Origin of the sequence: Azospirillum thiophilum (assembly GCF_001305595.1) — a bacterium.
In the GTDB taxonomy this organism is placed as follows: Bacteria; Pseudomonadota; Alphaproteobacteria; order Azospirillales; family Azospirillaceae; genus Azospirillum; species Azospirillum thiophilum.
Map to the genome: position 1 here is coordinate 538,590 of NZ_CP012406.1, position 25,278 is coordinate 563,867.

Here is a 25,278-nt window from a genome sequence, read left to right on the forward strand (position 1 = left end):
CGGAGCGGTTGGCGGCAATATGAGGATGAAAATCTTAGTCGCCGCGCGGTCGGCGGTCTGGACTCCCTCACCCGGGGCGGGGGAGGGAGTCAAGCTGTTGACAGCCTCCCTACCAGTTGGTAGGTTGAGGCATGAGCAACCTGTCGACCCGAGCCGATGACATTCTCCGCTGTGCGCGGTCCCTGATCGCCAGGGGCGGCTACAACAGCTTCAGCTATGCCGACATCTCCAAAGTCGTCGGCATCCGTACCGCCAGCATCCATCATCATTTTCCCGGCAAGGCGGATCTGGTCCGCACCCTCGTCGCGCAGTATCGCGAAGAGGCGGCGGCGGGGATCGCCCAGCTGGAACAGGCCGTCCCCGATCCGTATGACCGGCTTCGCGCCTATCTCGGCTATTGGGAGGGGTGTTTCGCCACCATGGAGGATCCGTTCTGCGTCTGCGCGCTGCTCGCGGGCGAGAGTCCGGTCCTTCCGGAAGAGGTCGCCGTCGAGGTCCGGGCGCATTTCCGGATGCTGTCGGACTGGCTCGCCTCGGTCCTGGGCGAGGGCGCGGCGCAGGGCCGGCTCCGGCTGGCCGGAACCGCGAAGGGCGACGCCGAGCTGCTGATGGCTGCCGTGCATGGCGCGATGCTGGCGGCCCGCGCCTATGGCGATCCCGCGGCCTTCGGTGCCGTAACCCGTCCCCTGCTGGAGCGCATCGCCGTCTGACGGCCGGGCCTTCGTCGGGGGTCCGGCTTGGGTTTCGGTAGACTACCGATTAGTAGATAGAGTGCCCGCCCGGGGCAAGTGCATATTTTGCCCCGTTTGCCCCCACCCCAACCCTCCCCCGCTGGGCGGGGGAGGGGGTAGGCGCTTGTACGGGAGAGTGGCGGCAGTCCCTCCCCCGCCCAGCTCTCGCACAAAGCTCCGCTTTGTGCTGACGCGACAGGCGGACCATAGGTCCGCTGAGAGCGGGGGAGGTTAGGTGGGGGCAACGCCAGCGCATGAACGCCTTCGAGGGGATGACAGGTCTCCCTGGAAATTCGGATCAACAAGGAAATACGCCGATGTTCGGAATCTCTTCGCTTGGCTGGGTCCATACGCTCGGCAGCCTGCCGGCGATCCCCGTGGCCGTCTACATGTTCGCCCGCCATGGCCGGATCGTGCCGCGGTCGGTGCCGGGCGCGGTCTATTTCGTCTGCATGCTGGTCGGCGCCGCGACGGTCTTCCTGGTGGCGCACCAGCCGGCGAGCAACGTCATCGCTGCGGCGACGATCCTGATCCTGCTCGCGGGATATGGGGTCGGCCGGGTTACGGGGCTGGGGCGCGCGGCCCGGTACATCGAAACCATCTGCCTCAGCCTCAGCGCCTTTCTCCTGATGGTGCCGACCGTCAGCGAAATCCTGCGCCGCGTTCCCGACGGGCACCCCCTGGTCACCGACCCGAAGGCGCCGCTGCTGCTCGGCGCCCTGGGCGGGCTGACGGTCCTGCTGGTGGTCGGGCTGGCCGCGCAGATCCTCCATCTGGCGAGGCGGGGCAAGGCTGCGGGCTGACCGGGCGGCCGGATCAGCCCCGGTTTCCTCAGCCCTGCGCCGCCTCGCGGTAGGTGCGGGCGAGGCCGGCATAATGGCGGATGTCGAAGGCGATGAACTCGATTTCGGCATCGGTGACGTCGCGCAGATGCCGGGCCGGGCTGCCGGCCCAGAGCTGGCGGGCCGGAATCCGCTTGCGCGGGGTCAGCACCGCGCCGGCCGCCAGCATGGCGCCGCTCTCCACCGCCGCCCCGTCCAGCACGATGGAGCCGATGCCGATCAGGCAGCCGTCGGCCAGGGTGCAGCCATGCATGCGCACGCCATGGCCGATCACCACGTCGGCGCCGATGACGGTGGGGTACTCGTTCAGCATGACGTGGATGATGGTGCCGTCCTGGATGTTGGTGCGCGGCCCCACCGTGATGCTGTGGTCGTCGCCGCGCAGCACGCAGCCGTACCAGACGCTGGCCCCGGCCCCGATGGCGACGTCGCCCACCACCACCGCGCCCGGCGCGATGAAGGCATCGGCGGCGATGCGCGGCCACACCCCCCGGAAGGGCTGGATGATGGCGCCGGGATGGCGGACGGCCAGGGCCGGGCCGGTCTCGTAGACGGTCTCGTTCTCGGAGGTCATTCGCGTCTTTTCCTTTCCTGATGCCGCCGGGTCAGGAGGCGAGCCGTTCGGCCTCCGCATCCTGGCCCGCGGCTGGGGCGGCGATCACGCCGGCCGCCGCCAGACGGTCGATGTCCGCCGCACTGTAGCCCAGTTCGGCCAGCAGCGCCGCGCTCTGCGCACCGACCGGCGGCAGCGCCATCCGCGGCCCCAGCCGCCGGCCGTCCAGCATCAGCGGCAACAGCGGCACCCGCGTCTCGCCGCCCGTCTCGGTGACGATGGGGACGAGGCCGCCGCTCGCCGTCAGGTGGGGATCGTCGAACAGCTCCTCCGGCCGGTTGATCGGGGCGTAGGGCAGGCCGTTGCGCTCGAACAGATCCGCGATCTCGGCCTTGCTGTAGGCGGCCAGCCGGCGGCGGATCTCCGGCAGCATCCAGTCGCGGGCGAGGCAGCGCCTGGTGTTGCCGTCCAGCCGCGGGTCGGCCAGCAGGTCGTCGAAGCCGAAGGCGGTGCAGAAGGTCCGCCACTGCATGTCGCTGACCGCGCCCAGGAAGATCTGCTCGCCGTCCTTCACCTCGAAGGTGTCATAGATGCTGAAGGCGGCGATGCGCTCGGGGAAGGGCGGCGGCGCCTCGCCGGTCACGGCGAACTGCTGCATGTGCTGGGCCGACAGCAGGACGCAGGTCTCGAACAGGCCGGACTGGATCTCCTGGCCGCGGCCGGTGGCGTCGCGGATGCGCAGCGCCGCCAGGATGCCGATCACCCCGAACATGCCGCCCATGATGTCGTTGACCGAACTGCCGGCGCGCAGCGGCCGGCCGGTGGGGCCGGTCATGTAGGCCAGCCCGGCCATCATCTGCACCACCTCGTCCAGCGCGGTGCGCTTCTCGTAGGGGCCGGGCAGGAAGCCCTTCAGCGACAGGCAGATGATGCGCGGGTTCTTCACCGCGAGGCTGGCATGGTCGAGCCCGTAGCGCGCCATCATGCCGGGGCGGAAATTCTCCAGCACCACGTCGGCGGTATCGACCAGCCGGTGGACGGCGGCCAGCCCCTCGGGATCGTTGAGGTCGACGGCCAGCGACGTCTTGTTGCGGTTGAAGGTGCGGAAGAAGCCGGCGGCGGCCCCCGGCAGGGCGCGCGTCTTGTCGCCGCCCACCGGCTCCACCTTGATGACGTCGGCGCCGAGATCGCCCAGGATCATGCCGCAGCTCGGCCCCATCACCATGTGGGAGAATTCGACGACGCGGATGCCGGCCAGCGGCAGGGTGGGGGTGGGAGTGGGGGTGGGAGTGGGGGCCTCAGGCATGGATGGTGCTCCCGGACGAAGTGCTTGGGGAAAAGTGCTTGGGCAGGCCGGCGGCGGCGATCCTGCCGTGCAGCGGCTGGCCGGGAAGGATGGCGGCGAGCAGGCGCTGCGCCTCGATCAGGGCGTCCAGGTCGATGCCGGTGTCGAAACCCATCGCCTCCAGCATGAAGACCAGATCCTCGGTGGCGACGTTGCCGCTGGCGCCGGGCGCGTGCGGACAGCCGCCGAGCCCGCCGAGCGAGGCGTCGAACTCGCGGATGCCGAGATCGAGCACCGCCAGGCAGTTGGCGAGGCCGAGCCCGCGGGTGTCGTGGAAATGGGCGCCTTGCAGCCGGTCGCCGGCCAGCTCCTTCACCCGTTTGTAGAGGCGGCGGACCTGCGCCGGGTCGGCATAGCCGACGGTGTCGGCCAGCGCCACGCGGTCGGCCCCGGCCTCCAGGCAGGCTTCGCAGAGGCGGACCACCTCGTCCTCCGGCACCGCGCCCTGGATGGTGCAGCCGAAGGCGGTCGAGATGCCGGCGTCGATGCGGGTCGCATGGTTGCCCTCGTCGCGGGCGCGGCAGACGCGGGCCAGCTCCTCAACCGACTCGGCGCGGGTCTTGCGGATGTTGGCCCGGCTGTGCGCCTCGCTGGCCGACAGCGGCAGGACGATGACGTCGGAGCCGGCGGCGAGCGCCGCCTTGGCGCCCCGCAGGTTGGGGGCCAGCGTGTGGACGATGATGTCAGGCAGGGCCCGGGCGCCGGCCACCATTTCGGCGGCATCGGCCATCTGCGGCAGCAGCTTGGGCGGGACGAAGGAGGCGGCCTCGAAGCGGCGGACTCCGGCGCGGTGCTCGGCGGCCAGCCAGCGCAGCTTGTCGGCGGTCGGCACCACGCGGTCGAGGATCTGGAGCCCGTCGCGCAGGCCGACCTCGACGATGGTCACGGGGTCTCTCGTCATGGCAAGCGGTCCTCGTTCGGGGGCGCGGGGGTCGACGCGCCCCCGGTGCAAAGCGGGGAGGGGGGAAACCGGCCGAAGCCGGCGGGTCAGATGCCGAAGCCGGCGGCTTGCGGCAGCCAGAGCGACAGGGCCGGGAACAGCCAGACGATGAAGAGGCCGGCCATCATCAGCAGCACATAGGGCAGGGCGCCGCGCGTCACCTCGCCGAGCGAGGAATTGGTGATGCCCTTGATGACGAACAGGTTCATGCCGACCGGCGGGGTGATCAGCGCCAGCTCCAGGTTGATCATCAGCATCACCCCGTACCAGACCGGGTTGATGCCCAGCGCGGCCATCACCGGCAGGATGATCGGCGTGGTGATCAGGATGATGGCGATGGTCTCCAGGAACATGCCGAGGATGAAGATCGCCGCCATCACCGCCAGGATGAAGCCGCCCTGCGACAGGCCGAGCGCCGTCACCGTCTCCATGATCTGGGCCGGCAGGCGGATGATGGTGATGGCGTGGCCGAACATGCCGGCTGCGGCGATGATCATGAACAGCATCGCGCTGGTCCGCATCGTCTGCACGCCGCAATCCAGCAGGTCGGCGACCGACAGGTTGCGGTAGACCAGCAGCGCCACCGCCAGGGCGTAGACGGCGCCGACCGCCGCGGCCTCGCCCGCCGTGAAGACGCCGAGATAGATGCCGCCCAGGATCAGCGGCGGCATCAGCACCGCCCAGATCGACTTGCGGAAGGCGGCGGCGACGGCGCCGAAGCCGGGCCAGGACTGCGACCGCACGCCGTCCTGCCGCTTGGCCTGGAGCCAGCTGTAGCCGGCGAAGACCACCGCCATCAGCAGGCCGGGGATGATGCCGGCCAGGAACAGCGCGCCGATCGAGGCGTCGGTGACGATGGCATAGAGGATCATCGGCCCGGACGGCGGGATCAGGATGCCCAGCGTTCCCCCGGCGGCGATCAGCCCGTAGGTGTCGCGCTGGCGGTAGCCGTAGCGCTTCATCTGCGGGATGGAGATCGAGCCGATGGTCAGCGCGGTCGCCACCGACGAGCCGGAGATGGTCGAGAAGATGGTGCAGGACAGGATGGTGGCGAAGCTGAGCCCGCCCTTGATGTGGCCGACCAGCGTGTTCGACATCTCATAGAGGTCGTCGACCACCTTGGCCTTGATCATGACATGCGCCATGAAGGCGAACATCGGGATGGTGGCCAGCAGCGGGTTGTTCAGGCTGGCGAACACCGAGTCCGCCATGCTGTCGATGCTGCCCTCGAACAGCGCCAGCACGCCGAGCGAGGTGAGGCCCAGCGCCGCGAAGATCGGCATGCCGCTCATCAGCAGGACCAGCAGCAGGGCGAGGATGGGGAGGGTCATCGGTGGCCTCCGGTCCGGTCGTCCGGCAGATCGCCGGTGAAGCTGCGGATCAGCCGGGCCAGCGCCGTGATGCCGAGCAGGACCGCGCCGGCCGGCAGGGTGGCCTGCGGGATCCACAGCGGCAGTTCGAGCTGGCCCGACGAATAGGCCTCGAACTCGTAGGAGAACAGGGCGGAGTGCCAGCCGGTGCGGAACAGCAGGACGGCGAAGACCAGCACCGCCAGATGCGCCCAGGCGTCGAGCCAGCGCCGGCCGCGCGGCCCGGCGAAGCCCATGATCAGGTCGATGCGGATATGGTGACCGGTCCGCAGCGCCTCCGCCGCGCCGGCCATCACCATGGCGACCACCAGATAGCCGCAGGCCTCGTCGATGCCCTCCAGCGGGTGGCCGACGACATAGCGGGCGACGACGCCGGCGGTGGTCAGCCCCAGCACGATGACGATCAGCAGGACGCTGAGCGCCCCGCCGGTGCGGGACAGGGCGGTGGCGGCGCCGTCGAGCAGGCGCAACGGCAGGGGCACCGCGCCGCCGCCGGCCCGCTTGTTGCCGCTTCGGGGCACCGCGTCGGGGGTGGACATGCTGCTCATGGCGCCGCCCCCGTCACTGGATCTTGGCGATGAGGTCCAGCAGCTTGCGGCCGTCGGCGCCGGTCTCGTCGGCGAAGCCCTCGGCGAAGGCCGGCGCCATGGCGGCCTTGAAGGCGGCATTCTCCTCCGGCGTCGCGACATGGACCTTGACGCCCTTCGATTCCAGCTCGGCCGGGGCGCTGGCGGCGGCCTCCTGTGAGGCCTCGATCGCCCAGCCGGCGGCGTCCTCGCCGGCCTTCTTCAGGGCGGCCTTGTCCTTGTCGGTCAGCTTGCCGTACCAGCCGGGATTGACGTAGCCGTGCAGGTAGGCGGCCAGCACCGGGACCACCGTCATATGGTCCTGCACCTCGTAGTATTTGCGCGACCAGGCGGCGGCGACGTCGGTGATGGCGGCATCGATCACGCCGGTCGCCAGCGCCTGGTAGACCTCGCTGCCGGGGATCGCGACCGGGGTGGCGCCCATCGCCTTCAGCCCGCGGTCGAAGGCCGGGCCGATGCCGCGCATCTTCTGGCCCTGGAAATCCTCCGGCTTCAGCAGCGGCTTGCCCTTGGAGGTGAAGACGCTGGTGTTGGTCTGGAACATCCAGACGACGTTCTTGACGCCCTTCTTCAGCAGGCGCTCCTCGAGGAAGGCCGCCGCCTCGGAGGTCGGCCATTTCTTCCATGCCTCGATCGAGGACATGGTGTAGGGGCCGACGGTGACGTTCATCAGCGGCAGCGTCTTGCCCCACTGGAAATTCAGCGAGAAGGCGCATTCGATGTCGCCCTTGGCGACCGCCAGGATGTTGTCGTTGGCCTTGATCAGGCTGTCCGACCCGAAGACCTGGACGTCGAGATTGCCGTCCGACAGCGCCTCGACCTCCGCCGCCCAGCGGTCGACGACCTTGGCGATGTGGTGGCCCGGCGGCAGCTGGTGGCTGCAGCGCATCCGCGTCGCCGCCTCCGCCCCCGTGGTCGGCAGCGCCGTCAGCGCCATGGCGGAGCCGGCGGCGAGCAGCGCCAGCGCGCCCCTGGCGATGGTGGAGCCGCGGCGGATCGTCTTGTCGGCCGTCTGCTGGGCCGTCTGTTGGGTCGTCGTGTCGGTCGTCATGTCCTGTCCCTCCCGGTGGCTGTCCGTTGCGGTGGTCCGGCCGGCGGATGCGCGGGCCGGACGCCAAGCCCATTCAATCGCGGGCTTTCGGATTGTTTGGTCTTAAAACAGAACAGCATGGCGGGGGGGTGTCGTAAAAATACAAATAAATGAAGGGAGCTATCTGGTTTCCAGATGGCTGTCGCGCCAGCGCCCCGGCCAGCGGCCGGTCGCATGGGCCTCGCGCACCACGTCGACCATCAGCCGCCGCGCCTCCATCACCGCGCGGGAGGCGGTCTTGATGCGCGACGACACCAGATACAGGGTGCGTCCCATCGACGGGTTGACCACCGGCCGGGCGACCAGCTCGCCGGAGGCGATCTCGTCGCCGGCCAGCGCCGCCGACTGGACGGTCACGCCCAGCCCGGCGCCGACCGCGCGTTTCAGCGGGATGGCGGATTCGATCTCCAGATGGACCTTCTCGGCGATGGCGCGCCGCACCGCGGCATCGCTGGCCAGCGCCTGGAGCACGGCGGTCCGCCCCGGCATGATCAGCGGCAGGCGCAGCACGTCGGCGAGGTCGATGGGGCCGCCGTCGCCGATCATCGCGCGGGTGCCGAGGCAGACCAGTTCCTCGTCGAGCAGCGGCACCGCCTCCAGCCGGTCGTCGTTCGGCCGCACCAGGGTCAGGGCGATGTCGGCCTGCCCGGAGAGCATCCAGTCATGCATGATCTCGCTGTGCGCCTCGATCACGCGCAGCTTGACCTCGGTCAGGGTGGCGGCGACGCGGCGGATGAAGGGCAGGCCGATGGCCTCCATGGCGGTGTAGTTGAAGCCGACCATCACCGGCCCGACCGCCGAGCGCGCCAGCGACACCACGTCGAGCTCCGCCTGTTCCAGCGCATGCAGCACGCCGCGCGCATGGGCGTGCAGCCGGTCGCCGGCCTCGGTCCGGCTGACGCCGCGGGGCTGCCGGACCAGCAGCTGGACGCCCAGATCCTGCTCCAGCGACGCGACATGCTGGCTGAGCGCCGACTGGGCGACGTTCAGGAACTCGCTGGCCCGGGAAAAGCTGCCGAGTTCGCAGACGGCGACGAAATAGCGCAGGCGGCGGAAGTCCAGCTTGGCGGACATGGGCGGGGGACGCTCCTGGCGGTGGGCGACGGGATGCCGACTATGCCAGGAGGGGTGGCGCGCGCGTCAATGAGGACGGGGGGATGGGGAACGATGGTGAGGGCGGGCGGGGTGGGAACGTGGGGGCGGTAGGCAATGGGGGGAGGCTGTTTTGCGGCAGGGAGCAGGTGGCTGTTGTCGATTTTCCGGGACCGCTGGACTCAGGTTCAAGCAATTTCAAATCTTCCGTGTTTCCCAGGATCGGTGGAAAATAAACCAGGATCACCGGATTGATGTCCAGGATCACCGGACGATGTCGATACAGACCATCGTCACGGTGGCGGTCATGCCGCAAAGCAAATCCGATCATCAATCCGCCACTGACGAAGAGTGGCACGAGGCGGAGCGCCGGGAGCGCGTCGTTCGGCCGCTGGCGGAGCGCGAGCGTTTGACGCAGGCGGAGGTCGCCGATGCCGCTGCCATATTGGGGCTTAAGCGGAGCCGCATCTATGCGCTCGTGGCGCTCTATCGCGAGAAGCCAGTGACGAGCGCCTTGATTCCGCCGAAGCCGGGTCCGGCCCGAGGGTTCCGTTGCCTGGAGCCGGAGATCGAGAGCGTCATCGAAGCGGCAATCCGCGATTATTACATGACACGCCAGCATCCCACGGTGGCCGGGTTGCGGCGGCACATCGAGCACGAGTGCAAGGCGCGGGGCATTTCGACGCCATCGGTGAAGGCTTTGCGTGTCCGCATTGATCGGCAGGGCCGGAAAGCTCTGGTGAAGGCGCGGGAGGGACCGAAAGCGGCCCGTGACCAGTTCCGCCCCGTCTTCGGAGAGTATGTGTCGGATCACGCGCTTCAGGTCGTTCAGATCGACCACACGCGGGTCGATGTCATGGTCGTCGACGAGATGTACCGACTGCCCCTTGGACGCCCTTGGCTGACGTTGATGATCGACGTCGCAAGCCGGATGGTCGTGGGATTTTATCTGACCCTGGAGGCTCCATCGGCGACCTCCGTCGCCATGGCCATGCGGCACGCCGTGCTACCGAAGGCGGATTGGCTGGCGGAGCGCGGGGTGGCGGCTCCCTGGCCGGTCGCGGGGCTTCCGGAAACCGTGCACATGGACAACGGTAAGGACTTCCATTCGAAGGCTCTGGAGCGCGGCTGTCGGGAGTATGGCATCGAGCAACAGTATCGGCCGCCGGCAACCCCGCATTTCGGGGGCCACATCGAGCGGTTGATCGGGACAATGATGGGCGCCGTCCATCTCCTCCCGGGAACCACCTTCTCGAACATCGACGAGAAGGGCGACTACGACCCGGAGAGGACGGCGGTTATGACGCTGCCGGAGTTGGAAACGTGGCTCGCCATTCAAATCGTGGGCGTCTACCACGCCAGCATCCACAGCGCTCTTCAGCTTCCGCCGATGACGGCGTGGGAGGACACCGTTGCCCGGCGCCCCACCCCGGTGCGTCATCCGGCCGACCCGGAGCGGTTCCTCTTCAATTTCCTGCCGTTCGAGAAGCGGAAGGTGACGCGGGAGGGCATCCGGATCTTCAACATCCACTACTGGGACAGCATTCTGAGCGTATGGGCCGGACAATCGGACGCCCGGATGCCGGTCAAATATGACCCACGCGACTTGTCGCGGGTGTTTCTCCAAGCTCCCGATGGAAAGCACTGGCCGATCCGCTACCGCGATCTGCGCCGGCCGCGCATTACACGCTGGGAGCACCTGGAGGCGATGCGGGTGCTGCGGGAACGGGGACGCCGGTCGGTCGACGAGGCCATGATCTTCGATGCAATCGAGGCCCAACGCATGCTGGTCGCCGAGGCTGCGGCACGAACCAAAGCCGCCCGACAAACGGTGCAGCGTACCGCCTATGCACTCGCCGGGTCTGAGGCGGCGAGCGCAACCCCAGAGCGGAGGGAGCCTTCACCACCCTCGCCCATTGACGACGGCCCGCCGACCGATCAGCCCCTGATGCCCTACGATGTGGAGGAATGGTCATGAGCGAGGTCTTCGAGCACCTTCATCCGGCCTATCGCGAATACGCGTGCCTGGCCGACCATGACCGTATCGAATGGATCCGGGCTGACCGCTGGATCAACCACCGGAGGGCAGAAGCGGCGCTCGGCAAGCTCGAAGACCTGCTCACCTACCCGAAGCGGGACCGCATGCCGTGCCTGCTGCTGTTCGGCGACGTCGGCATGGGCAAGACCAAGATCATCCGCAAGTTCGTGCGGGACCACCCGGCGGTCTTCAACGAGGGAACGGGGGTGACGACGATGCCGGTGGTCGCCTTCCAGATGCCGACGCAGCCGGACGAGGGGGATTTCTACGACGAGCTGCTGACCGCTCTCGGCGTGCCGCAACGGCGAGCGGGAACGGTGCGTGGCGCCCGCAACCTGTGCCGGCGCCTGTTGGGCGAGATGAACGCCCGGGTGCTGATCATCGACGAGGTGCATGCCATGCTGGCCGGCACCTACCGTCAACAGCGGATTTTCCTGAACACGCTGCGGTTCCTGACCAATGATCTGCGCATCCCCTTGGTCTGCGCCGGCACCGACGAAGCCCGGATGGCGCTGCTGACCGATCAGCAGCTTGCCGACCGGTTCGACGCGCTTGAGTTGACGCATTGGCGGGACGATCAGGCATTCCGCGACTTGCTCGCCAGCCTCGCGGCAATCCTGCCGTTGCGGCAACGGTCGTCCCTCAGCAGCGTCTCCGTCAGCCGGCGCGTGCTGTCGATGACGGATGGGATCACGGTGCGCGTCTTCCGGCTGATCGAAACCGTGGCGATCGCGGCGATCCGGAGCGGCCGGGAGATGATCGATGAGGAGAGTTTCACCGCCGAGGATCTGGTGCTTCCGCTGGTTTCCATGACCGTCAAGGCGCAACGCGGCATGGGACGGAAGACTTCGGTGGCGGTGTAGGCGATGACAGTGGGAACCGTCCTTGCTCCGACGATGCTGCCGCTCGCCCCCCGACCGATGGAAGACGAGCTGCTGTCGTCGTGGCTGTCGCGGGTCGCCTGCCGGTACGACCTCGATGGTGGTGCCTTGCGAGGTCTCCTGACCACGCCGGGTGACGATGCGGAAGCCGTCCCGACTATGAATGGTCTGGATTACCGGCCGGCTCACCAGGAAATTGCTGCACTTGCCTCGGCAGCCCGACTTCCCGCCGAACGTCTTTCGACCCTTGCTCTGAAGGCAGCCAACCCGACTTGGCCGCGCCATTGGTTCGCCTGGGACTGGGGTGTTCTGGACCCGACCAACGGAACCGAGCGCTATGCGGATGCTCTGGCTCCGGGGTGGTGCGATCTCTGCCTGAGCGAAGATCACGCCGCCGGCCGACATGCGTACCTGCGTCGTCATTGGGTGTATGCGACGGTTGGCTTTTGTCACCGACACCGCCTGCCGCTGCGCCATCTCTGTCCATTCTGTCAAACGGCCCACACCCTTCGGTTTGTGCCGTCCGATGGCGGAACCCGACTGTGTTGTGGAGACTGCGGCCGCTCGCTTGATGAGTATGCGGCGGCAGGTCCCAAGGATACCGCCAACACGGGTGCCGACAACGACTCCATCGGCCGCGCGTGGAGTGTGGTCATGGCCTTCGAGACGGACCTTTGCCGGGCACTGGACCGCCGGACGCCCAACGCACGATGGATGGGGCGATCGCGCCCGAAGGCGTTCATCGCAGCGACCGAGGATTTGATTGTGGCGCTGATGGCAGGCCAAGGCGCTTACCCTCGCGAACATGCGATCAATGCATTCGACAGCGCCGCCTTTCCGTCGCCTGGAAAGTTCAGATCGAAAGTCGACCTGCAATACTGGGCATGCTGTGTGCCGCCGGCGCGGCGTCGAAGCCTGCTGGCCGCCGTGGTCGCTCTTCTGCTGGATGAGGAAACCAGTGCCCTGCTGTCGGAGCCCCGCTTTGGATCGTATCGGTGGGTCGCCTCCTTGGATTGGCTCTACCGCTGGCTCCGAGCATCTCAGAAGGCATGGCTGGTTGCTCGGAGCGCGGAGTGGCCAGAGCTTCCGCGGCAGCGGTTGGAAAAGATTGTTGATGAGGCGTCTGTGAGGCGGTCGGCCCACCATGGCCGGAAAGCCTCCATTCAGCGGAAGAAGGCCGGGGGGCCAGTTGCGCTCAAGCCGTTTCCTGGAAAGACGCAGGGCACCCCGCCATCCACATCGCAGGCACTCGGGTTGCAGGATGCCGCCCATTACCGGCGTCTGGCGGAAGCGATCCTTTCAAGCCCTGAGTGGTTGGCTGTGCGCCATGCCTCCCCAGCGGTGCGGAGACGCACGTTGCATCGGTTGTCGGAGGCCGCCCTGGCTGCCTCGCCCCACAGCCTGTAGGCGTTCCGGAACCACGTAGTAGCATCGGTTTCCGGTGATAGCCTGCGCTGGTCGATGGCAGGTCATGTTTCGCATCAATATTCAGGATGTCGCACTGCAATTGAATCATACGATTATTTCTTATTTGCTCATCCTGTATTTCATGTGACGCTCCCAAAACCAAACGGCGTCTCTGATCCAACCATCGGCGCTGGTCCCGCGGCCCGTCCCGAAGCCGTGACCGACATTTGGATAGCGGTGGAACTCAACGGGGGTGCCAGACCGATGAAGGGCAGCGACGCGGCTTTCCATGGACGATGGAGGGGCGATGCCATCCTGCTCGCCGACGACTGCAAAGGTGGGAGGTTCATCGGATGATGTGTCAGCGTGCGCCGTATAGGCGATCACCACGGCAGACGGTTTGGGTATGTTGTCGCCGTTGAAGGCTGCAACGCCGTATGACCCAATGAAGGCGGCCATCCGCGCTCCAGCCGAACTGCCCCAAAGGGAATAATCTTCAGTGCCGACCTCCAGCGTCGCCGCATTCCGGACGATGAAGGAGACAGCAGTTGCCAAGTCCTCGGTTGCTATCCTGCCACCTTGGCCCGTGCGATATTTCAGAACGAAGGCGTTGTATCCCCGGCTGTTGATGTCGAGTGCATATGGGAACCCTTCATGGACCGACCCGACATAGGCAAACCCTCCGCCGGGTGCCACGACCGCAAATGGCGCCCCTGGCTTTCCACGAAAAAAGAATAGGCCGGTATTCTCCTTTGCCGGCTGCGCACGCTTTTCCGCTTCCGTGTAAATGTCGTAGAAAATGATCTTTCCACTGTTTGCATCGCGTATCATGTGGTTCAGCGCGCCGACAACGGTGCCCGGCTCGACATGACTGTGGTATGGAAGAAGCGATCCAATATCGTTGACCGACATGCTTCTGTCGTAGGAACGGCCATCCCAGGGAAGGATTTGTCTCGCAAATCCAGAGAACGCCGGATGGTCGAGAATATCCCCGATCGTGCTGTCGGCTTTCAGCAACATCCCCTGAGAGCCGTGATTGCGGACCTTTTGCGGTTCAGTGGTCGTGTCGTCAAGACGCAACGGTTCATTCTCCTGTGCACCCGCAAACAGAGGTGTCAGAATCAACGCCACTGCCATGCAGGTCGATTGAAGTGTCTTGTCTCTCATTCGTCACGTCGCCGCTTGTTGTCTGATCTTCTGAATGACGTCGTTGAGGCAGCGTGGCGCTCGATCCAGCGAGCTTGCCGACCCGGACATTGTCGAGAGATCAGCCGACCACACCCTTGGCACGGCCGCGGCAAAGGTGCGCTGCAAATCGACGGATCGCAGAACCGTGGTGTGCGCCCTGACCTCGACGTCCGGTATAACTCCGCCCTCCCACTTCACAGTCACGGTAACGATGCCTCGGGTAGGTCTTGACCACTTCCAGGATATGATCCGGCTTGCTGTTGAGGATCTGCTGCTTGTTGTCGTCTCCGAAGGTGAAGCCGAACTTGGTTGCGATCACCACTCGATTGCGGATCGGCTCAAACGCTTCGCTGACCAGCTCGTTGTTGGTGAAGGGACCGTAGACCTCGGCGTTGTCGAAGAAGGCGACGCACAGATCGAAGTCGGCATCGGAGTTGTGCCGTCGCTGAGCGCGGTGAATTCGAGCGCACCAATCATCGTCCGATAGAAGCCGGGAGCCTGCGTCATCTGCATCGGTGCCCTCGCCAGGGCGGAGGACACCGGCAGCAAGCCCGCCGCACCAAGAAAAGACACACTGAGAATGATGCGCAGAAAGCGCGCCGGAACAGGATCGAGAGACATTCGTGCCCCGGAAACAGATGTTGAGACCTTGAGATGAACCTGCCCGAGCGCCGCTGAACTGTGAGATCGAGCAGCGCGCTTTTGCCCATGGATGACGAATTGGGTTTCCCATAAAGAACAGGAAGCCCTCGATCATCAGGCGGGGCGATTGGCGCCGCCCAAGACGTTCAACGCCTCGGAGGCGCCTCGACGTCCGAAAATGCGAGAACGGCGTTCGGCAAGCGCTGACCGCGCACCTTGATCGCCGCGACCGCCGCATTCAGTTCGCTGATCTCATCGGGCGCGAAACTGATCGAGGTCGCGCCGATGTTTTCGAGCATGTGCGGCATCTGCGTCGTTCCGGGAATGGGGACGATCCAGGACTTTTGCGCCATCAGCCACGCCAACGCGATCTGGCCCTTCGTCGCCTGTTTCTTCTCGGCCCAGTTGCCCAACAGTCTCACGAGCGCCAGGTTCGCTGGCAGGTTCTCCGGCGAGAAGCGCGACTCGATACCGCGGATGTCGCCTTCGGCAAACCGGGTCCGCTCGTCGATCGCTCCCGTCAGGAAGCCCACACCCAGGGGACTCCATGGCACGAAGCCGATGCCCAGTTCCTCACAGACGGGCAGCACTCGCTCTTCCGGCCCGCGCCACAGCATTGAGTATTCGCTCTGGACCGCCGTGACGGGCAGTTCGGTATGAGCACGGCGCAAGGTGTTGATCCCCATTTCCGAAAGGCCCCAGTTGAGGACCTTGCCTTCCGCCTTGAGACCCTTGATCGCGCCGGCAACATCCTCAATCGGCACCTGCGGATCGACGCGGTGCTGGTAGAGGAGGTCGATACGGTCGGTCCGCAGTCGCTTCAGCATGCCGTCGACCGCGAGCTTGATGTGATCGGGACGGCTGATCAGCCCAGGACCTCTCGCACCCGTCTGCAGGTCGATGTTCCAGCCGAATTTCGAGGTAATCACCACCTGGTCCCGAAACGGTGCGATGGCTTCGCCGAGAATCCGCTCGCATTCATGCGGGCCGTAGGCTTCTGCCGTGTCGAAGAAGGTGACGCCGTGCTCATAGGCCGTTCGGATGATGTTGATCATCTCCGGCCGGGAGGGAACGATCGTCTGGTATGTGCGGTGCATATTCTGAACGCCGAGGCCGACGCTCGAGACCTCCAGCGAGCCGAGCTTGCGGCGGTTTTTGGAACCGCCCGTTTGAGGGGCGGCACTATTGGCTGATTGAGCGAACGCCGTGGACGATGCACCAGCCAGCAACGGCGCAAGGGTCAGGCCGCCACCAACCATCAGAATGTCACGCCGTCCCACGGACCCTTGTGGCTTCTCGGAATTGTCGTTCTGCATAGTAAATCTCCTTACGCAGTTCTTGGACCAAAGCCGTTAGTACTTGTGGTTGGATTCGTTGAACTGTTATTAATTCGCCTTTCCTGTGGGTTCATTTGCACGGCGCAGTACTACCATTCAACGTTACGGCCGATTAGATGAGATACACGGATTGACGATATAAGGTAAGTTAATGAATAGCCGGAGCTTTGCGGCTCCAGCAATTGCAAGCTGACTGCTTCACGCCTGAGCCGTCGTTTGATGTCCTCAGTTGTAGACCAGAAGATTCTTCCAGAAGCTGCATTTGTGATCGGCCGTGAAGACATCGTCGCTGAGGGTGGAGAGCTCCGGGATGTCCTGCGCGAGATAGGTCCGGGCATTCGGCTCGCCTGTGTATTGCGGCCAGACAGTCACGCCCTCGCCGTTAGGATCACCGGTTTTTGCGAAATTCGTCCAGGCCGCCACCAACTGATCGGAAAGCTGTAGTTGCTGCGAATTTAGCTCGTGCCGAACGCCCTTGTCACCGCCACGGAATCCAGGAAAGAGATACTGAAGATCCGCGGTGTGATAGGCGAGCGGTACGAAGTCAGGCAGTTTGGGAAACATGAACGGCGCGGTGCGGTCACGGAACTCATAGACGTAAAGCGGCACCTTTCCCGCTAGAAGATGCGTGCCATGCTGGATACGGCAGACCATGACATCGCTCTGGATCGCGTTCATGCGCAGTTGCGGGCTCAGATAGTCGCCAGAGGGATACTGCGCGAGAATCTTGTCAACGGTTCCGACCGGATAGGACGGAGGCGTGCCGCCCGCACCCGCGTTGCCGCCGAAGACCGTCTTCACATAACCTTCGACATCCGCTTCGGTGATCGCCTTGCCGGAGTGGTAGACCGGGATCGCGGCAAAGAAGTTGCCCTCGTCACGGGTCGAGCCGTTCATGATCGGCATTCGGTTGAAGTTACCCGATTCGATAGCCGAGGCGCCGCCGCTCGGCACGATCTGACCATCGGCAACTGGGGTGACGACATAGGGGCCGAAGGCTTCGGGCGGCCCCGACATCTTCATGAGGGTGTCTACCGGGAGCTTGCGCAGGCAGGCCGCGGTTGCTTCGTCGTCCTCCTGGCCGCAGCCAGCGGCGTTGGCAAAGGCCGTTGCCTTCTTTTCTGCAACCTCCATCGGGGTCGCCGCCAGCCAAGACGCGCTGCTCTGGATGATCGTCTTATGAAACATGTCTTTGGTCAGGGGGGAGATGACGTTGAACGCCGCGCTTGCGCCGCCGGCGGACTGGCCGGCCACAGTGATGTTGTCGGGATCGCCGCCAAAGTTCGCGATATTGTCTTTCACCCAGTGTAGCGCGGATTGCTGGTCCAGCAGACCGTAATTGGCGAACAGATGTCCCTCCTTGTTGAGGGCGGGATGGCCGAAGAAGCCGAGCAGACTGAGCCGGTAGTTGATCGTGACGACGACAACCTTTCCCTGGGCGGCCAGCTTGCTGGCGTCGTAGTCACTTCCGGCGCCGTCGACGAATCCGCCCCCGTGAATCCAGAAAAGGACCGGAAGCCTCTCCTTGCTGGACGAAACATCTTTCGGTGCGATCACGTTGAGGTAGAGGCAATCTTCATTGTTGTTGGCCGGACCCGCAAACACCCCGAGCAACGTGACCTGGGCGCAGGCCGGGCCGAAGGATGTCGCATCCCGCGTTGCCGTCCAGGGAGTGTGTTCCTTCGGTGGCCTCCAGCGCAAATCGCCGACAGGGGGAGCAGCATAGGGGATTCCGAGATACTCGACGACCTCGTTGCGCGCGACACCTTGAACCGGCCCTTTCGTCGTTGCGGTTATGAGGTCCGGTGCTGCTGCCGCGCCTTGCCAGGCGCCGAGCAGCGTTCCTATGGTCAGGGCCATTCCAAACATACGGGATCGGAGTTCAGGCATTTCGCTCTCCAAGAGTCGCGCGCAATTGCCGGGGCAGATAGCCCATCGCAGCACTCGATCAGAATTTTCTGTCACAGGGTGGGGCCAATCGAACTATGTCGTTACGGCCGCCTGCTTCCTGCGATGCAGCCATTTCACGGCGTAGTAGGTCACAAACATATAGAGGCCGGCGACTGCGACGCTGTGAACGAAGAAGCCGGCAACCGACTGCTCGAAATTCCACCAGTCGAGCGTCACCTGCATGGCGAGTTTGGTGCCGATGCCCAACTCAAAAGAACTCCAGATACCGTGAACAGCGGTGGCACCGGCGATCAGCCGCAACACCCAGGTGCGGACCGCATTCGGTTTGGAAATGCCGAACACTGCACGCGTTACACTCATGATCAACGGCCAGCGTAGACCAAGATGGACAGCGACGATGACGAGGGCCCAATAAGCCGCGAGCGTGTGTATCTGTCGCACGGTGAAGCCACCGAAAGACGACATGACACCCGACAAGGCGTCGGAGATCAGAACACTGGTGACAAGCAGCACCACCATCGCCACGAGCAATGCCAGGGTAACGGCGACGTTGAACAGGGGCCGCATTGTCCGTCGGGTCTGCCCAATCGTACCGTAGAAGCGACGGTTGAAAAGGTTGTGGACGATCAGCAGCAGGAACATCGCGGTTCCGGCCAGTTCATGAGCGGTGTTGCCGAGCCACCAATAGGTGAAACCGAAGAGGAGAAGGCCGGCTGCGCTCAGATCGAATGCGAGACGCAACAGAAGGACGGAACTCAAGGCATGCCCCTCCCGATCTATTGCACCGGCGTGCCGTTGAACCGGGGAATGCGGTAAGCAGTATAGAGGAAGTCACTGTCCGCCTGGCTGCGGTGGCACGACTGGCAGCGAGCGGTGTTCTCCTGCATGTTGACCGACTTGTCCGGCCAGAACCACTGAAATTGCCAATCGGCCGTGCGGCGCCGCTCGTCGTAATCGGCTCCAAAACCTTCACCCTTTTCCATGACGAAGTAGCGGTAGAGTTCTCCATCGCGGTGATCGACGAGGACGAAATGGGTGCCCGCCGGGATTGGCCGTCCGCTCTTGACGGCGTCCATTGCTTCAGGCGTCGTCATGATATGCTCCGTCACATTGCCGCGCCGCACGGTCGTGTAATGCACGAGATGGTCGAGATTCTCGGGAAACTTTACCCGGTTGGTTTCGGCGTGCACCTGCCAGCCGATCATAGAGACGGCACCGGCGATGACACTCGCCGCGGCAACGGATTTCACGAATTTCAGCATGAACAACCTCGCTCGGGGTTCGTAGACCGGCAGGCCTTGTGCGATCGGAGCCGGCTCGGCGGATCGCCGCGGCATTTGATGCAGAGCGACTATCGCCGATACTGTTCGTCCGTTACCTTTTCCATCCAGTCGACCGACTTGCCGTCGAGCGCTTCGGAGAAGGCGATATGCGACATGCCGTTGCTTGAGCTGGCGCCGTGCCAGTGCTTCACCCCCGGCGGAATCCACACGATATCGCCTGGCGTAATCTCCTGAATGGAGCCACCCCATTCTTGGACAAGGCCGCTACCCGCCGTAACGATCAGCGTCTGGCCAAGGGGATGGCTATGCCAGGCCGTGCGGGCGCCCGGCTCAAAGGTCACGGTTGCACCACCGATGCGGGCAGGTGCGGATCCCTGAAACCGGGAGTCGACCCGCACAGCGCCGGTAAAGTTCTCGGCAGCGCCAATGGAGGACGGCTGCGATCCAGGAGATGTGACGGTAATCGTGGTTTTTGGCTGGGCCAACGCCGATGAGGCGCAGAGGACAATGGAAATGCTTGCTGCGACGAGGGACTTCATCTCACTCCTTCAATCCGTTGGATTGCGGGCTGGCGTGGCAATCCGATCACCTTTTGAAAACCTCGCGGGCAACGCCAACCGCGGCGATCGCGTTGGGCCATCCCGAGTAAAAGGCGAGTTGGGTGATCGCCTCGACGATCTCCTGTTCGGTCACGCCATTGCGCCGCGCGAGCGCTATGTGGGAACGGAGCTGGTCCGGGCGGTTTAGCGCAATCAGCGCCGCAACTGTAATCAGGCTGCGGTCACGCTTGGCGAGACCAGGCCTCTCCCAGATATCGCCGAACAGTACGTCGTCAGTCAATTCGGCGAGCTTGGGCGCGATGTCACCCATCAGTTGCTGCGCGCGCGACTGTTGCTGGGCGGGCGCCACCACGGAGCTTGCAGGGGGCTGGCTTTGCGCGTTGGCCATGGTCGACACTCCTGCGGTTAGAAGCAGGCTGGCTGCAACAAGCATATTTCTGGTGAGCTTGTTCACTCCGCGTCTCCTCCTCGGTCGGAAAGCGGCGTCCCGCAAGAACCTGGACGCCATTTCGCCATAATTTTCTCGTGATGACTCGCTGCTAACGAGGGATCAAACGGGGTTACGAGCGGCCGGATACAAGGGTGCGGGCGAAGAACGGCGCCAGTTTCCCCATCGCGACTTCCACATATTTGGGAACCCAGTAGGTTTCGATGTGCGTCGCGCCGTCGATCTTGAACAGTTCCTTGTCCTTGGTGCCGGTTGCCTTGGAAAAGGCATCCTCGGTCATGTACAGGCTGTCGGCCTTGCTGCCGGCGATCATCAGCAGCGGCGTGTTGATAAGGTCAATCTGGTCGGTCGCATCCCAGCGCATCAGGTCGAGCAAGCTGCTGGTGGTGTATTTGAAGGTGGAGCCAGGATGGGCGTGGGTCTTCCAGTAATATTCGTAGCCCTGCCGGTACAGATCAAACGGCAGCGCGGCAATCTGCGCGTCCGTCAGGTTGGCATCGCCCGAATAAAGGATCGCCCCACCCGCCGCTTCCTGGGCACGGGCGGCAGACGCCTGCTGCAGACGGTCCTGGATGGTCGCCAGCTGTGAGTCCACATAACCATTGCGACGAACCCGTCCTGAGTTGAACATGCTCAGCGTCGCAATCGACTTGAAGCGCTTATCGGTTTTCGCCGCTGCCAACGAGTAGCCGCCGCCGCCGCAGATCCCCAAAACCCCCAGTCGCGCGGCATCGACCCCCGGATAGCGGGTGATGAAGTCCGCCATACCGTGAATGTCTTCGATCCGGAATGCGGGTTTGTCCACGCTGCGCGGCTGGCCGCCGCTCCCACCCTGGTACGCGGCATCGGCGGTGATCGTGATGTAGCCTTGTTCCGCCAAGCGCTGGGCATACAGGCCAGCGACCTGTTCCTTGACCCCGCCGTTCGGATGCGCGACGACGATCGCAGGGAATTTCTGGTTCGGATCGTAGTTTGCCGGGGTATAGACGTTGGCAACAATATCCAAGCCGTTGAGCCTGTAGTTCACTGGATGGATATTGACCTTGCCCGGCTCGTTCTTCGTGATCGCGCCGTCATAGACCAGAGTAAACGGATTCTGCTTATAGTCGGCGGCAGCAGCAATGGCACTGGTCATTGTCAGAACTCCCAACATTGCTCCTGAGAGAACGAGCGCCGAGGCACCCAGAAACCCACGCCTACCGTCGTTGATTGCTTCATCGGTCATTTCGAACTCCATTCTTTGAATTTCGGGCGGAAGACTGTGTTCATGCAGACGCGAAGACCGGCGCAAGCGGGTCAGTCCAGTTTCTTCTCGGCAAGGAACTGCGAGACGTGGTCCGCGATCTGGACATTGTTCAGGTCTGACATCAGGAAGTGCGTGTTACCGCGAATTCCGATTTGCGGGAGATGCACCAGCCGGGCGTCGCCACCATGCTTGTTGATGGCGTCGACCCAGAGCCGCGCCATGGCGAGCCTCACCCGCCAGTTGTCCTGTCCACGCTCGGTCGTCGGCTCGGCCGGGAAGTTGTCGCCGTAATAAATGATCACCGGGACACGGGTGAGCTTCTCGAAGTCGGCGAGCGACACGGCCTCGGGGGACAGGGTCCCTGCCGCGCTCGGCATCGCCGCGGGCAATTCGCCTGCTGGGAAGATGAAGCCGCTGCCAGGCTCGAAAGCAACGATCGCTTTGACGTTGGGGGACTTGATCGCAGTCAGCCAGCCCGGACCGCCGCCCTGGGAATGAGTGAAGAGGATAGCAGGGCCGATTTTTGCGAACAGCGCCGACATGGCATCCGAGATCACACCGGCATCATATGGCCCGGTGTTCGGTACGACGGACCGGAAGAACTGGTCCAGCGTCTCAGGCGTGCGATCGAACTGCACGTTATCAAAGTAGTTCGGCCATATGCCCAGGCGGAACTGATCGAAGAAGAGCTGGTCGTAGGGCGTCGGCTCGATTGTCGTGCCGACGGTGCTGTTGCCCGCCCGTCCACGGCGCGGCTGATCGACCAGATAGACCGGAAAATGCCGCCGCAGAAAGATGTTCTGGAAACCTTCTCGCCCATCCGCTGTGGTCTCCCAGCTGCGCGCCGACTGGTAGGCGCCATGGAGCATGACGATGGGTAGGCTCTTTGGCGCTTGAGGGACTTGATAGAAAGCATAGAGATGGTCGCCGTGGATACTCTGCCCAGCGGAGGTCGGCGCGTTGTTGCTGTAGGTTCCGGGCGTGTAGGATATCGCTCCGCCGACGGCGAAACTCCCTTGCTCTTGGATGATCAAAGGCTCGGTCTTGCTTGCCTGCTGAGCGATTACAGCGGGGCTTGCAAGGATGCTCACGGTGACCAGCAAAGGTGCGAGCAGACACTTCCATGAGTTCAAGGTCGCAGTCCTTTCCAAGGTTCCGGAGCGACCTGAAGTTAGCATCTCAACCAATTCCTGATTAGGCTGCTAGATGCGGATGCTGTTATAAGCACTCCTAATCAATGGCGTCTGGATGACTGGGTTACATGGATAAGCGGTATCAGCTTCCGCGGTAGCGGAGGCACTCAACCAGGACAGCCATGGCAGATGATGACTGCCGGCGGCTGGGATAGTAAAGGTGATAGCCTGGAAATGGTGGGCACCAATCATCCAACACCCGGATCAGCCGGCCCTCTGCAATGTAGGGAAGGGCATGATCTTCGGGGAGATAGGTGATACCCAAACCGTCCAGGGCAGAACTGATCCTCATGGCCAGACTGTTGAAGACAAGCTGCCCCTCTCCACGCACCTTCGTCTCACGACCGTCTTTTTCCAGTCCCCACGGAAACAATCCACCATATGTGGGAAGCCGCATGTTGATGCAGTTGTGGGCTGTCAGATCCTGCGGGGTTTTCGGCGGAGGATTGCGCTCGAAATAGTCCGGCGAAGCGACGACAGCCATGCGCATGTCCGGACCGATGCGAATTGCAATCATGTCCTTCGCCACCTGCTCACCCAGGCGGACCCCCGCGTCATACCCTTCGGCCACGATATCAACCAAGCCATAGTCGATGATGATCTCGATCTTGATGTTGGGATGGTTCGGAAGGAAGCGTTTCAAGGCCGGTTGAAGGACGGAAATGGCTGCGTGCTCGCCGGCGGTAATACGGATGGTCCCTGCCGGTTGTCCACGCAATGCGCTGAGTGCCGCCAGTTCCAAGTCGATCTCCTCGAACCGGGGAGCGATCGTCTGCAACAAACGCTCCCCCGCTTCAGTGGGCGAGACACTTCGGGTAGTGCGGCTGAGCAGTCGTATCCCGAGCCGTTCCTCCAGTCCCTTGATCGTCTGGCTGAGGGCCGACTGCGACACACCGAGTTTCGCAGCGCCGCGGGTGAAGCTCCGCTCCCTCGCAACGAGAACGAAGGCTGCAAGGTCGTTGTAGTTATCGTGCGCCATTCATTAGACCTACTTATCACCGTATTTGAATTATAGCGCATTATCGCTTGCCGGAGCGAGCGCTACAGTACGAGACAACAAGCCAGACCAAAACCGGAAATGCGTCTCCGCCGCACGCAAGGTGCCGAAGTATGACCGTTAAGAAGATAAATTATGGCCTAGCGCAGGCCATGATACAAAGCCACCCAAGTGATAGCTCGATCATTCGAAACGGAATAATGCTCATCATTCTGGTGAGCTACGCGATGATCGTGCTCGACACCTCCATTATCATTACTGGACTGCCCAAGATCCATGCCGATCTTGGGTTTTCCGATGCCGGTCTCTCTTGGGTGTCCAACGCCTATACACTGACCTTCGGCGGCTTCCTCCTGCTTGGCGCACGGGCCGGCGACATCCTTGGCCGCCGCCGCATGCTTGTGGGCGGCCTCACCATCTTCGCGATCTCGTCGCTCCTCATCGGCCTTGCGCAGACTCCGGACTGGCTGATTGCGGCGCGAGCGGTTCAGGGACTTGGCTCCGCTATCCTGGCGCCGTCGACTCTCGCGCTTTTGCAAACCAACTTTCCGGCCGGCCCCGAGCGGACACGCGCAATCTCCTTCTACGCCTCTGCGGCCGGGGTGTCGGCCAGTATCGGCCTGGTGCTCGGGGGCATTCTTGCCGAATGGCTGTCGTGGCGCGTCGGGTTCTTCATCAACCTGCCGATCGGCATTGGCTTGATCCTCGCCGCTCGCAGGCACATTCGTGAAACTCCGCGGCGGTCCGGGACCTTCGATTTCGCCGGAGCACTGACGTCGACGCTCGGGATGAGCGCGCTGGTTTTTAGCATCGTCAATTCGACGTCTGCGGGCTGGTCCGACCCGTTGACGATCAAGATGCTTGCAGGCGGGGTTGTGCTGCTGGGTGGCTTTGTGCTGATCGAATGGCGAGCGAAGCGACCGATCATGCCCCTGCGACTGTTCGCCAGCCGGGAGCGCTCCGGCGCCTATGCCGCCCGCATGTTGTTCATCGGCGCGAATATGGGATTCTTCTTCTTCTCTACCCAACTGATGCAAGGGGTTCTTGGCTATAGTCCCGCACTGGCCGGACTTGCCTTCATGCCCGCGATGATCGTCAACTTCATGGCCGCATTGGGTGCACCCAGGCTGATTGGGCTGGTTGGCGGCCGTAACGTGTTGGTGGGCAGCATGTTGCTGGGGCTCATCGGCATGGCATGGCTTGCCCAGGCTTCCTCGGGGACGACCTATCTCGGAGGGCTCGCTCTTCCAATGCTGCTGATCGGGGTTGGCCAGGGCGGCGCGCTAGGCCCGCTGACAGCGTCCGGTATCGCCAACATTGCCGTCGAAGATGCAGGAGCGGCTTCCGGCCTTGTCAACGCCGCCCATCAGCTTGGCAGTTCCTTGGGCCTCAGCGTCCAGATCGCCGCCGCCGTCGTCGGTTCAGGAACACTGACGGGCGTCGGACTGCTCTCGCACAGGGTCGAGAATGCCATGGCAACGGCCGCAGCCATGATTGTGCTCGCGTTGGTCATCGCCTTCCGCACCGTTCCGGGCGCCCGATCTGGCGGTGCGCTCACATCGTTCGGCCGGCGGTAGCCTGCCACCGTTGCCCACAG

The 25,278-nt window shown here is 63.9% G+C and carries 24 protein-coding genes; 6 read left to right on the forward strand and 18 right to left on the reverse strand.

All coding sequences use genetic code 11. From position 1 onward, the window contains the following. Nucleotides 1-131: 131 nt before the first annotated feature. Nucleotides 132-710: a TetR/AcrR family transcriptional regulator gene (locus AL072_RS30765; RefSeq protein WP_045584771.1), complete on the forward strand. Its 579-nt coding sequence runs from the start codon at nt 132-134 to the stop codon at nt 708-710. A gap of 338 nt (nt 711-1,048) precedes the next feature. Further along, nucleotides 1,049-1,534, forward strand: coding sequence for a hypothetical protein (locus AL072_RS30770; RefSeq protein ID WP_045584772.1), 486 nt, complete (start codon nt 1,049-1,051; stop codon nt 1,532-1,534). 28 nt (nt 1,535-1,562) lie between these two features. Here AL072_RS30770 and AL072_RS30775 read toward each other — a convergent pair whose 3' ends face one another. The 7 genes from AL072_RS30775 to AL072_RS30805 all read right to left on the reverse strand — a co-directional run bounded on the left by AL072_RS30775 (nt 1,563) and on the right by AL072_RS30805 (nt 8,532). Then, entirely contained in the window at nt 1,563-2,147 is a 585-nt protein-coding gene (locus AL072_RS30775; protein ID WP_045584773.1) for a gamma carbonic anhydrase family protein, read from the reverse strand. 31 nt (nt 2,148-2,178) lie between these two features. After that, on the reverse strand, nt 2,179-3,432 hold the full coding sequence (locus AL072_RS30780) for a CaiB/BaiF CoA transferase family protein (protein ID WP_045584774.1): 1,254 nt from the start codon (nt 3,430-3,432) through the stop codon (nt 2,179-2,181). Next, the gene (locus AL072_RS30785; RefSeq protein WP_045584775.1) at nt 3,425-4,372 is read right to left on the reverse strand and encodes a hydroxymethylglutaryl-CoA lyase; all 948 of its coding nucleotides are present in this window, start codon (nt 4,370-4,372) and stop codon (nt 3,425-3,427) included. The genes AL072_RS30780 and AL072_RS30785 overlap by 8 nt, the downstream gene beginning before the upstream one ends. A gap of 86 nt (nt 4,373-4,458) precedes the next feature. Continuing rightward, nucleotides 4,459-5,742, reverse strand: a complete 1,284-nt coding sequence (locus AL072_RS30790; protein WP_045584776.1) for a TRAP transporter large permease — start codon at nt 5,740-5,742, stop codon at nt 4,459-4,461. Then, complete coding sequence (locus tag AL072_RS30795; RefSeq protein WP_052710310.1) at nt 5,739-6,329, reverse strand: TRAP transporter small permease; 591 nt, start codon at nt 6,327-6,329, stop codon at nt 5,739-5,741. The genes AL072_RS30790 and AL072_RS30795 overlap by 4 nt, the downstream gene beginning before the upstream one ends. Nucleotides 6,330-6,342: 13 nt before the next feature. After that, nucleotides 6,343-7,419, reverse strand: a complete 1,077-nt coding sequence (dctP, locus tag AL072_RS30800; RefSeq protein ID WP_245637063.1) for a TRAP transporter substrate-binding protein DctP — start codon at nt 7,417-7,419, stop codon at nt 6,343-6,345. A gap of 159 nt (nt 7,420-7,578) precedes the next feature. Further along, nucleotides 7,579-8,532, reverse strand: a complete 954-nt coding sequence (locus AL072_RS30805; protein ID WP_045584777.1) for a LysR family transcriptional regulator — start codon at nt 8,530-8,532, stop codon at nt 7,579-7,581. A 292-nt stretch (nt 8,533-8,824) separates the two neighbouring features. Here AL072_RS30805 and AL072_RS30810 point away from each other — a divergent pair, with 292 nt between their 5' ends. The 3 genes from AL072_RS30810 to AL072_RS33910 are packed head-to-tail and all read left to right on the forward strand — an operon-like array spanning nt 8,825 to nt 12,876. After that, nucleotides 8,825-10,528, forward strand: a complete 1,704-nt coding sequence (locus tag AL072_RS30810; protein ID WP_200909967.1) for a Mu transposase C-terminal domain-containing protein — start codon at nt 8,825-8,827, stop codon at nt 10,526-10,528. Beyond that, complete coding sequence (locus AL072_RS30815; protein ID WP_200909968.1) at nt 10,525-11,451, forward strand: TniB family NTP-binding protein; 927 nt, start codon at nt 10,525-10,527, stop codon at nt 11,449-11,451. Before AL072_RS30810 ends, AL072_RS30815 begins: the two co-directional genes overlap by 4 nt. 3 nt (nt 11,452-11,454) lie before the next feature. Continuing rightward, nucleotides 11,455-12,876, forward strand: coding sequence for a TniQ family protein (locus AL072_RS33910; RefSeq protein ID WP_082109243.1), 1,422 nt, complete (start codon nt 11,455-11,457; stop codon nt 12,874-12,876). A gap of 120 nt (nt 12,877-12,996) precedes the next feature. On the opposite strand, the gene AL072_RS30820 is transcribed toward AL072_RS33910, so the two are convergent. The 11 genes from AL072_RS30820 to AL072_RS30870 all read right to left on the reverse strand — a co-directional run bounded on the left by AL072_RS30820 (nt 12,997) and on the right by AL072_RS30870 (nt 23,663). Further along, nucleotides 12,997-14,043 (reverse strand): alpha/beta hydrolase, encoded by a 1,047-nt coding sequence (locus AL072_RS30820; RefSeq protein ID WP_200909969.1) that lies wholly within the window; start codon nt 14,041-14,043, stop codon nt 12,997-12,999. Nucleotides 14,044-14,143: 100 nt separating this feature from the next. Continuing rightward, nucleotides 14,144-14,821, reverse strand: a complete 678-nt coding sequence (locus AL072_RS35420) for an aldo-keto reductase family protein (RefSeq protein WP_200909970.1) — start codon at nt 14,819-14,821, stop codon at nt 14,144-14,146. Between the two features lie 31 nt (nt 14,822-14,852). Further along, the gene (locus AL072_RS30830; protein ID WP_045584781.1) at nt 14,853-16,022 is read right to left on the reverse strand and encodes an aldo/keto reductase; all 1,170 of its coding nucleotides are present in this window, start codon (nt 16,020-16,022) and stop codon (nt 14,853-14,855) included. Between the two features lie 246 nt (nt 16,023-16,268). Further along, nucleotides 16,269-17,933: a carboxylesterase/lipase family protein gene (locus AL072_RS30835; protein ID WP_045584782.1), complete on the reverse strand. Its 1,665-nt coding sequence runs from the start codon at nt 17,931-17,933 to the stop codon at nt 16,269-16,271. Nucleotides 17,934-18,026: 93 nt separating this feature from the next. Then, the gene (locus AL072_RS30840) at nt 18,027-18,713 is read right to left on the reverse strand and encodes a DUF4405 domain-containing protein (protein ID WP_045584783.1); all 687 of its coding nucleotides are present in this window, start codon (nt 18,711-18,713) and stop codon (nt 18,027-18,029) included. 17 nt (nt 18,714-18,730) lie between these two features. Next, on the reverse strand, nt 18,731-19,216 hold the full coding sequence (locus AL072_RS30845; RefSeq protein WP_045584784.1) for a cytochrome P460 family protein: 486 nt from the start codon (nt 19,214-19,216) through the stop codon (nt 18,731-18,733). 89 nt (nt 19,217-19,305) lie between these two features. Then, nucleotides 19,306-19,776 carry a (R)-mandelonitrile lyase gene (locus tag AL072_RS30850; RefSeq protein ID WP_045584785.1) on the reverse strand — a complete coding sequence of 157 codons (471 nt, stop codon included), beginning with the start codon at nt 19,774-19,776 and terminating at the stop codon, nt 19,306-19,308. 46 nt (nt 19,777-19,822) lie between these two features. After that, nucleotides 19,823-20,251, reverse strand: coding sequence for a carboxymuconolactone decarboxylase family protein (locus AL072_RS30855; RefSeq protein WP_200909971.1), 429 nt, complete (start codon nt 20,249-20,251; stop codon nt 19,823-19,825). A 106-nt stretch (nt 20,252-20,357) separates the two neighbouring features. Then, nucleotides 20,358-21,380, reverse strand: coding sequence for an alpha/beta hydrolase (locus tag AL072_RS30860; RefSeq protein ID WP_200909972.1), 1,023 nt, complete (start codon nt 21,378-21,380; stop codon nt 20,358-20,360). Between the two features lie 161 nt (nt 21,381-21,541). Further along, nucleotides 21,542-22,624 (reverse strand): alpha/beta hydrolase, encoded by a 1,083-nt coding sequence (locus AL072_RS30865; protein WP_200909973.1) that lies wholly within the window; start codon nt 22,622-22,624, stop codon nt 21,542-21,544. Nucleotides 22,625-22,766: 142 nt separating this feature from the next. After that, nucleotides 22,767-23,663 carry a LysR family transcriptional regulator gene (locus tag AL072_RS30870; RefSeq protein ID WP_045584787.1) on the reverse strand — a complete coding sequence of 299 codons (897 nt, stop codon included), beginning with the start codon at nt 23,661-23,663 and terminating at the stop codon, nt 22,767-22,769. 218 nt (nt 23,664-23,881) lie between these two features. Between AL072_RS30870 and AL072_RS30875 the strand changes: the two genes are divergently transcribed. Next, a complete protein-coding gene (locus AL072_RS30875; RefSeq protein ID WP_200909974.1) occupies nt 23,882-25,258 on the forward strand; it encodes an MFS transporter in 1,377 nt (458 codons plus the stop codon). Nucleotides 25,259-25,278: the final 20 nt, after the last annotated feature.

Bases quoted from the DNA above. Each gene is read 5' to 3' on its own strand.
- AL072_RS30780 (WP_045584774.1), bottom strand. From the start codon at position 3,432: ATGCCTGAGGCCCCCACTCCCACCCCCACTCCCACCCCCACCCTGCCG.
- AL072_RS30790 (WP_045584776.1), bottom strand. From the start codon at position 5,742: ATGACCCTCCCCATCCTCGCCCTGCTGCTGGTCCTGCTGATGAGCGGC.
- AL072_RS30845 (WP_045584784.1), bottom strand. From the start codon at position 19,216: ATGCTGAAATTCGTGAAATCCGTTGCCGCGGCGAGTGTCATCGCCGGT.
- AL072_RS30860 (WP_200909972.1), bottom strand. From the start codon at position 21,380: ATGACCAGTGCCATTGCTGCTGCCGCCGACTATAAGCAGAATCCGTTT.
- AL072_RS35420 (WP_200909970.1), bottom strand. From the start codon at position 14,821: ATGATCGAGGGCTTCCTGTTCTTTATGGGAAACCCAATTCGTCATCCA.
- AL072_RS30765 (WP_045584771.1), top strand. From the start codon at position 132: ATGAGCAACCTGTCGACCCGAGCCGATGACATTCTCCGCTGTGCGCGG.
- AL072_RS30785 (WP_045584775.1), bottom strand. From the start codon at position 4,372: ATGACGAGAGACCCCGTGACCATCGTCGAGGTCGGCCTGCGCGACGGG.
- AL072_RS30810 (WP_200909967.1), top strand. From the start codon at position 8,825: ATGTCGATACAGACCATCGTCACGGTGGCGGTCATGCCGCAAAGCAAA.
- AL072_RS30835 (WP_045584782.1), bottom strand. From the start codon at position 17,933: ATGCCTGAACTCCGATCCCGTATGTTTGGAATGGCCCTGACCATAGGA.
- AL072_RS30820 (WP_200909969.1), bottom strand. From the start codon at position 14,043: ATGAGAGACAAGACACTTCAATCGACCTGCATGGCAGTGGCGTTGATT.
- AL072_RS30815 (WP_200909968.1), top strand. From the start codon at position 10,525: ATGAGCGAGGTCTTCGAGCACCTTCATCCGGCCTATCGCGAATACGCG.
- AL072_RS30795 (WP_052710310.1), bottom strand. From the start codon at position 6,329: ATGAGCAGCATGTCCACCCCCGACGCGGTGCCCCGAAGCGGCAACAAG.
- AL072_RS30830 (WP_045584781.1), bottom strand. From the start codon at position 16,022: ATGCAGAACGACAATTCCGAGAAGCCACAAGGGTCCGTGGGACGGCGT.
- dctP (WP_245637063.1), bottom strand. From the start codon at position 7,419: ATGACGACCGACACGACGACCCAACAGACGGCCCAGCAGACGGCCGAC.
- AL072_RS30775 (WP_045584773.1), bottom strand. From the start codon at position 2,147: ATGACCTCCGAGAACGAGACCGTCTACGAGACCGGCCCGGCCCTGGCC.
- AL072_RS30770 (WP_045584772.1), top strand. From the start codon at position 1,049: ATGTTCGGAATCTCTTCGCTTGGCTGGGTCCATACGCTCGGCAGCCTG.
- AL072_RS33910 (WP_082109243.1), top strand. From the start codon at position 11,455: ATGACAGTGGGAACCGTCCTTGCTCCGACGATGCTGCCGCTCGCCCCC.
- AL072_RS30850 (WP_045584785.1), bottom strand. From the start codon at position 19,776: ATGAAGTCCCTCGTCGCAGCAAGCATTTCCATTGTCCTCTGCGCCTCA.
- AL072_RS30875 (WP_200909974.1), top strand. From the start codon at position 23,882: ATGCTCATCATTCTGGTGAGCTACGCGATGATCGTGCTCGACACCTCC.
- AL072_RS30805 (WP_045584777.1), bottom strand. From the start codon at position 8,532: ATGTCCGCCAAGCTGGACTTCCGCCGCCTGCGCTATTTCGTCGCCGTC.
- AL072_RS30870 (WP_045584787.1), bottom strand. From the start codon at position 23,663: ATGGCGCACGATAACTACAACGACCTTGCAGCCTTCGTTCTCGTTGCG.